The sequence below is a fragment of the Psychrobacter glacincola genome (assembly GCF_965118485.1).
Classification (GTDB): Bacteria; Pseudomonadota; Gammaproteobacteria; order Pseudomonadales; family Moraxellaceae; genus Psychrobacter; species Psychrobacter glacincola_D.
On the sequence record NZ_CBCPJH010000063.1, the window covers coordinates 1 to 6,788 of the forward strand.

8 protein-coding genes are annotated in these 6,788 nt (G+C 41.3%); 2 read left to right on the forward strand and 6 right to left on the reverse strand.

What is annotated here, in order from left to right; all coding sequences use genetic code 11:
* Positions 1 to 180: MbeB family mobilization protein (locus ACMHKH_RS14245; protein WP_413521289.1), on the reverse strand; the 180-nt coding region annotated here is incomplete at its 3' end.
* 701 nt (positions 181 to 881) lie between these two features.
* Positions 882 to 1,214, reverse strand: a complete 333-nt coding sequence (locus ACMHKH_RS14250; protein WP_181717800.1) for a plasmid mobilization protein — start codon at positions 1,212 to 1,214, stop codon at positions 882 to 884.
* Between the two features lie 295 nt (positions 1,215 to 1,509).
* On the opposite strand from ACMHKH_RS14250, the gene ACMHKH_RS14255 reads away from it, so the two are divergent.
* Entirely contained in the window at positions 1,510 to 2,352 is an 843-nt protein-coding gene (locus ACMHKH_RS14255; RefSeq protein ID WP_181717799.1) for a tetratricopeptide repeat protein, read from the forward strand.
* 89 nt (positions 2,353 to 2,441) lie between these two features.
* On the opposite strand, the gene ACMHKH_RS14260 is transcribed toward ACMHKH_RS14255, so the two are convergent.
* Positions 2,442 to 3,323, reverse strand: a complete 882-nt coding sequence (locus ACMHKH_RS14260) for a replication initiation protein (protein WP_181717798.1) — start codon at positions 3,321 to 3,323, stop codon at positions 2,442 to 2,444.
* A 444-nt stretch (positions 3,324 to 3,767) separates the two neighbouring features.
* On the opposite strand from ACMHKH_RS14260, the gene ACMHKH_RS14265 reads away from it, so the two are divergent.
* Positions 3,768 to 4,085, forward strand: a complete 318-nt coding sequence (locus ACMHKH_RS14265) for a hypothetical protein (protein ID WP_181717797.1) — start codon at positions 3,768 to 3,770, stop codon at positions 4,083 to 4,085.
* Between the two features lie 360 nt (positions 4,086 to 4,445).
* Here the strand turns inward: ACMHKH_RS14265 and ACMHKH_RS14270 are convergent, their stop codons facing one another.
* The 3 genes from ACMHKH_RS14270 to ACMHKH_RS14280 form a co-directional block, all read right to left on the reverse strand.
* Positions 4,446 to 4,703 carry a hypothetical protein gene (locus tag ACMHKH_RS14270; protein WP_181717796.1) on the reverse strand — a complete coding sequence of 86 codons (258 nt, stop codon included), beginning with the start codon at positions 4,701 to 4,703 and terminating at the stop codon, positions 4,446 to 4,448.
* A 375-nt stretch (positions 4,704 to 5,078) separates the two neighbouring features.
* Entirely contained in the window at positions 5,079 to 5,591 is a 513-nt protein-coding gene (locus tag ACMHKH_RS14275) for a tetratricopeptide repeat protein (RefSeq protein ID WP_413521290.1), read from the reverse strand.
* Between the two features lie 172 nt (positions 5,592 to 5,763).
* Positions 5,764 to 6,788, reverse strand: a 1,025-nt coding sequence (locus ACMHKH_RS14280) for a hypothetical protein (protein WP_413521291.1), incomplete at its 5' end; no start/stop codon positions are given.

The window sequence follows — 6,788 nt, forward strand, 5'->3', positions numbered from 1 at the left end:
CTCGTTGCTCGTGTCTAGGCTGTCCATGCCTTGCTTGATGATAGTCTCGCTTTCTTTCAATTTCGCTGTCATAAAGCTGTTTAGCTGCGTCGTAGCGTTCTCTACTTCCTGCTCGATAATTTTCGCTTGCTGCTGTGACTTCGCTTTGAACTTCTCTGCTAAATTTAAAGCCTCGCTCATATAATCCACCTGTTAGCCTGATATTTCGTTTTGCTTTAGGATCTGGGTTTTTAATACTGATTGCTTTGTCTGTCTCTCGTGCAATCTCAAAGCCACCATCCGTTAGGGCTTGAATAACATCGTCACGATTGGTTATAACGCCCTCAACCACCAATGCCTTTAGACCGTCAGTAATGGCTTGCCTAGCGTCCTTAATGTCTCTTGGTAAGTTGTCACGCTGCGCCATTAGTCGCTTATTGGCTGGGTCATTAGGGTCGGTAAAACCATGCTCGATGTTTTGCATGTCTTTCCATGCGTTGACTCTGCGCTTATCAACGCTGTGAACATAGGGCTGAAATGCCCTGCCGTGTTCTAAATCAACGTTAGCAAAGACAAAGTTCAGCTCTAACCGTCCTTTGTCTCGATGCTCAATCCATGAAACGGCAACTCTATCAACGTCTAGCCCTGCTCGAAGGGTTTCCTCAAAGCCGTCCATCAAGGCATTTTTTTGTTCTGCAGTAACTTCGTCGGCTGTCTCGGTGAATGATAAGCAACCACTGGTATATTTTTGCTTGAAGTCTAGGCTATCAATGAGCAAGGCTTGATTGTCTATGTCGCCCCTCAAGATTTCGGCACCAAGCCGTTTACCGTCCGGCTGCTCTTTGTCGTTAAGCAAATAGTCAAACACGCCTTTGCTGCCACCAGTGCCATGAGTGAAGAATTTAACAATCATCGGGTAAGCTCGATGCTAGTGCTTTGTCTAGCGTGGTCTGCAAATCAAGTAAGGCAATCAATACGGCATTACCCACTTCTTGCCCTGTGTTGGTCTGCTTGGCGATTTGATTGATATTGATACCAATGCGATTAATGGCTCGCACCAATTCGGGGTCGGCACTATGGACGATTTTTTTGTGCTTAGGTTCGGGTGGGGCTATCGGTTGATCGAGCACCAATTTGCGAACGTAGTTAGACATATCATGTGCGCCTGTCCGCTTTTTAATGTCTGCAACTTCTTGATCAGTCACTCTGATTTTTAGCCATTTTGTCCTTGCCATTTTAACCTCGGTCTAGCTGTTGTTTTTACCCCTCACGGCTTTTTGTGAGGGGTTGGGGTTAAGGGGTTTCCCCTTACCGGCATGCCTTGGGTCAATAGTAACGTAGTGGATATTGTACCCACGGTATATGCTGGCTTACAATAAAAACTAGATGGTAGCTATAAAATATGAATAATTAGTATTAAATAATGCTCTTAACAAATGAGTTATAATGATGATTAATATTTGTAGTAGGTAAGCTTTTTCAAAAACTTACCTACTACAAATAAACACTATAATAAGTTTTAAAAATACTATGAAAAAAATATTACCTTTAATATTATTTATTTTCTCAATGAGTGCTTGTTCAGAAGTGCCATATTCTTTAACAGATGCAGAAGAGTATGGCATTTCTGCTGAGGAAACTGTAAAAAAATACACGAGTAAAGCTGAGCAAGGTGATGCTGATGCTCAATATAACCTTGGCTCGCATTACGAATTCAGTGACAAAAACAAAAATATAGACGTAGCTATCAAATGGTATGAGAAGGCAGCTTCACAGGGGCATATAGATTCAATGAATAGTCTTGGAGCATTGTATGATCCCTTATATGGGCGTAAGAAAGATGCCAAAAAATCTTTCTATTGGAATAAAAAGGCTGCTGAGAACGGCAATACTGATTCACAGGTAGAGATAGCAGACGCATATGAGAAAGGTGAAGTAGTAGAGCAGAACACTGCCCTAAGCGTAATGTGGCTTAGTAAAGCTGCAAACGCAGGAGATAACTTTGCTACTTACCAACTTGCTGATAGGTACTATATAGGGGATGGCGTAGAGCAAAACTACGCAAAGGCTATAGCTCTCTATAAGAAGGCGGCTAAAGAAGATAACCCGTACGCCAAAAGGGCACTCGTAAATGCTCTGTACAAAGATGAAGACTACATAGAAGCGTTTAAGTACGCTCAAGAATATTATGAACCATACAGCATACTAACTAACGATGCGCAAGATTCATACATATTAGGTGAGATGTACGAACTTGGACGCGGCACTAGACAAGATATTAAAAAAGCAAAAGAGAACTATGGGAAAAGCTGCGACGATGGATGGCAAATTGGATGCGATAAATATAGACAGCTTAACGAAAAAAGCTACTAACGAAGAACAAGCAAGAAGCTTAAGAGAATAGCCTAAGCAAGGAAAAAGGCCTAACAAAGCGCTGTTATCTGATTTAGGCTTATCCACTGTCAAATTTTGCCGACTCTTTTCCGTCTTTGATATGTGCTTTCAGATATGCCTAATTCTTCCCAAGGCTTCAATGACTGCTCTGACGTCGCTACAGGCTTACGCTTAGAGACTTTACCTCCTTTACTACCTTTAATTGCCTGACGATGTATAAACTCGTTATAGTGATAAGCATCACGTTTCCAGCAGTATTTAGCAATGCTCTTGGCAGTAGCTTTGATTTCTGAGTACGGTAATGGCTCTGAAAACATCATATTTACGTTCTGTGCGTGTTTAAGTACTGAATTGAGCCATTGATCCCAAGTCTTCCCTCTGTGCTCTCTAATCGCAGAATACGCCCAATGACGAACGGTATCGAACAGGGAACAGTTCCTACCAAGTCCATATTCTTTCTCTTTAGTTGTTAGAGGTCTAAGATCAACAAAATCTGCTAGATAATTCAGCTCATAGGCTTCTTTCGTCCATACCTCGGTACGCCAATGCTCGTGCATCGGATTTTTGGTGATGAAGTTGGTATAACCGACGTCTGCTCTTGTCTCTCTGACCAATCCTGCTTGTATCTTAGCGAGATAATCTAAGGCTTTACGGCTGCCATGCTCACTGGTACAAACAGGTGTTTTTAGCTCATAAACAATGTGAGCGTGTCCGTTTTCAGGATTTTGGCTTGTCCACCGTGGCGGTGGTAGGTATTCTTCCGCCCAACGCATTGCGCCATGCTTATGATCAATGTCTAGGCAAATGAAGTGGGTCATGCAAGGAGGGTTATGCTGGATGTACCGCATTTTGACGGCAGTTTGCCTAGGACGAATGACAAGATTACCTAAATCATCGGTGCAATAGGGCTTATGGGGGAGTGTTTCGTATATTTCAGGTAGTATTAACATCACGCACACTTGTGTTGGTGCGCCTGCTGATATAAAATGACCGTTCGAATATGGTGGGTTTTATATCTGCTGACACAGATTAAAATTCATCTAACCCCCGATGCCTGCAAGCATCGGGGGTTACTCGTTTCTAGCACTTGAGTTTACGCTTTCCTTACCCTCGCGTCAATTATCAATTTCCTCGTAAAGCCATGCCATTTAAGGGGTACATAGCCCTAAAAATTTCTGCCTACGTCATATTATATATCCATGCTAATGCTTGAATAAGAACGCTTGGAACAGTGTTTTTCATAAATTGACTCATCTACCATAAAGCCAATACTGTATGTAAAAACATAGATTTGTGTTGACTTTTGTTTCTGATTTATGTATAAATGTTAAATTCTGTTAGGGCAGATTTTATCTACTCTAATAATTGCTAGCTATGAAAATTTAGAGACGAATATGAAAAAGACTGCTTTAGTGATCGGTATGTTTGCATTGTTATTACAGGGCTGTGCAACGCCACATGTCGTACAGACTAAGAAAGTAAGCGACGTTAACCTATCTTGTCCACAAATTTTAAGTGAAATAGAAGAAGCTGATAGATTTGAAAAAGAAGCGCGTGCGGATCGTGGTGTCACTGGTAAAAATGTCGCCGTCGCTCTGTTATTTTGGCCTGCGCTGATTGGTACTTACTCTAATACAGATGAAGCTATTAATGCTGCAAAAGAACGTCGTGCCAATTTGACTAATTTATACGAACAAAAAAAGTGCAGATAATATAGTTATCGAATAACTATAGTAACGACTTATGCAAAAAAAGGCAGAGAATTTATTCTCTGCCTTTTTTTTGCGAATAGGCATAGATCAATGGAATCCATGTAAACCGACATCTTCTATCTAATATCATTTGTCATAATCTATCTTTATAGGAATAAGTAAGGTACCTGTAGTGGGTACCATCATCGGTAGGTAAGTTGCTGATATTTATATGATTGTCTGTAGGTAATTGCTTTGGGTGTACTTGTCGTGAGTATTTCGATGGTTTTTCGACTTGAATCAGGCTTTCATGGGGTTATTTTCGATAAGTGGCTTTACCTGTCCGAGAACGATCTTCAAGCAATAAAAAACCCGCAGTAGTTAGCAGGTTTTTTCAATATAGATTGCTTCTGTATATTTTATAGGTACTATCTTAATTGGCACAGCATATGACCATTGCATACCACCATCACAATAAAAATATCCATTCTGAAATTTTGAGATGTAAGCTGTAAAGTCATTCCCATTTAGATCACTTATTGCTTGTTGGTCACTCTCATCACTAACAGCACACCATATATTTTGATCATGCTTTAGCATGGCACGTGTCAAATCACTTCCTTTTAATCTGTCAACCATAATACATTTTTCATCTCCTGACAGTGAATTTGTAAAGCTCTTATAACGATATCAAATATACAATTGTCTGTATATCCATAATTTTATATGTTGGAAGAGCATCTGCTTTACCTGTCAGATAAGTTGCTTTTTAATGTTTGATCGGTACACAAGGAAGTAAACTAGCAGCCACAACCTTTGTTGTCATTGACTACCAGTAATTGGCTTTTGAAATATACCGTAGAATATACCGCAATATTACAAGGTGACTTGTCGCTGAATGTGAGTTTGGACGGCATAGTAGGAAGTAAACTATCGGCTGTAGACCAAGTTTTTTCGGGCTTTATTAATTTTTAATTTTTACAATACCAACAATCGGTTTTCGAACTGGATAAATCAGTAACCTTGCTCATTTAGTTCTCGGTATTTATCACACCCATATTGGTATCTACGATCACAAGTCTTACCAAACCACTCCTTTGCTGTAACTTTACTTTGGCGGACGCCATATCCATTAGAATACAAAACCCCAAGATAGAATTGGCTCCAAACATCGCCTTGATTGGCAGCTCTTTGAAACCACTCAACGGCTTGGGCGTAATCCTGAGTCACGCCTTCGCCTTCGTAGTACATCACTCCAAGATTATATTGGCTCAAAACATTGCCTTGATTGGCAGCTCTTTGAAACCACTTAACGGCTTTGCCATAATCTTGACTCACGCCTTCGCCTTCGTAGTACATCAGCCCAAGGTAGAATTGGCTCCAAACATTCCCCTGTTCTGCTAATGCTTTTTTCCCCTCAAAACTTAATAGTTCTTCGTCTGTTATGACTGCTTCCTGAGCTCGGGATATTAGGACTTGGACTTGGAACATTTCATCAAAATCATCTAGGGCTGTTGCCGATATCATTAGCCCAAGAGACAACCCTAAAACAATAAATATATTAGTGACTATATTTTTTAGTGCCTGCATGGTAATTACTTCCCTTAAAAGTGGTTCAATTTAAGTTCGGTGCGCTGTAAAGGCATCGAACTATATTATATAGCCCATTGTTTACGATATTTTCTTCTGCCTCAGCCAGCTAGCGACCCATACCTGGAGATCTTGACCTTGTAGGCACTCTAGTACGCTCAAGTTCTTGCTCTTTAGCTTTTATCGCCTCTCTGACTTGTCCAGCAATGTGCTTAATTCCTTCAGCTCCGTCTGTATTTCTGTCTGTGAGCCTTTGATTTTCGCTTGTGACTGCTCTATTTTGCTCTGTGCGTTCGCTAATGCGCTCAATTCGCTCTCCCACTTCACGGTATCGCTCTCTAGCTGCGTCGTATCGCTCTTGAGATAGTCGGGCAGTGCTATCGTACTCTGATACGTCTTTAACTGCGCTACGAGTTGAATTTGCACGTTCCCTAAAGCCAATAATTCGCTTGCCAACGATGCTTGCGTTGTCACGTGATTGTTCTGATGATTTACCCATCCGTTGAATACGTTTGTTTGTTCTATCATCGTATTCTTCAACTGCTTGAATAACGTCGGTAAGCGTTCCAGCTCTTGTGTTTTGGTCTGTGCCAATGTGTTCAATGAGGCGGTCAATTCCGCTATATCTTGGTCTTTCTCGTCTAGCATCTGCTGCATGTATTGCTGTTGGTCGTCTAGCATCTGCTCTTGGCGTTTGATCGTGTCCTGCTGTGCTTGTAGGGCTTTTTGTACTTGCTCTAGTAGTCTCTTGTCCATGACTTACCTCTGCCCGTAGTTGATGGGGGGCTGCTGTGTCTGCGATTGTGGCTGGGATTTTTGAATGATATAAGTCGGCTTCGAGAACTTGTTGACCAGCATTGCTCCTATCATCATGCCAAATATCATTACGGTGATTGCGACGATACTGGTGACTATCACCCATTTTTTCATCTCTGACTTGATAACCTTCGCTATCCTGTCTTCTCTCTGCTCTATCAGTTGCGCTATGTGATCTGTATAAGCTTCTATCGTCTTCTCTATGTCTTTTGCGAACAGGTTTAAATGCTTGGTGGTATGGGCTTGGACGTTGCTCATATAGGTTTCGAGGGCGGTACTCATATCGGTTTGATGCGTTGCTAAGGTCGTGAGCAACTG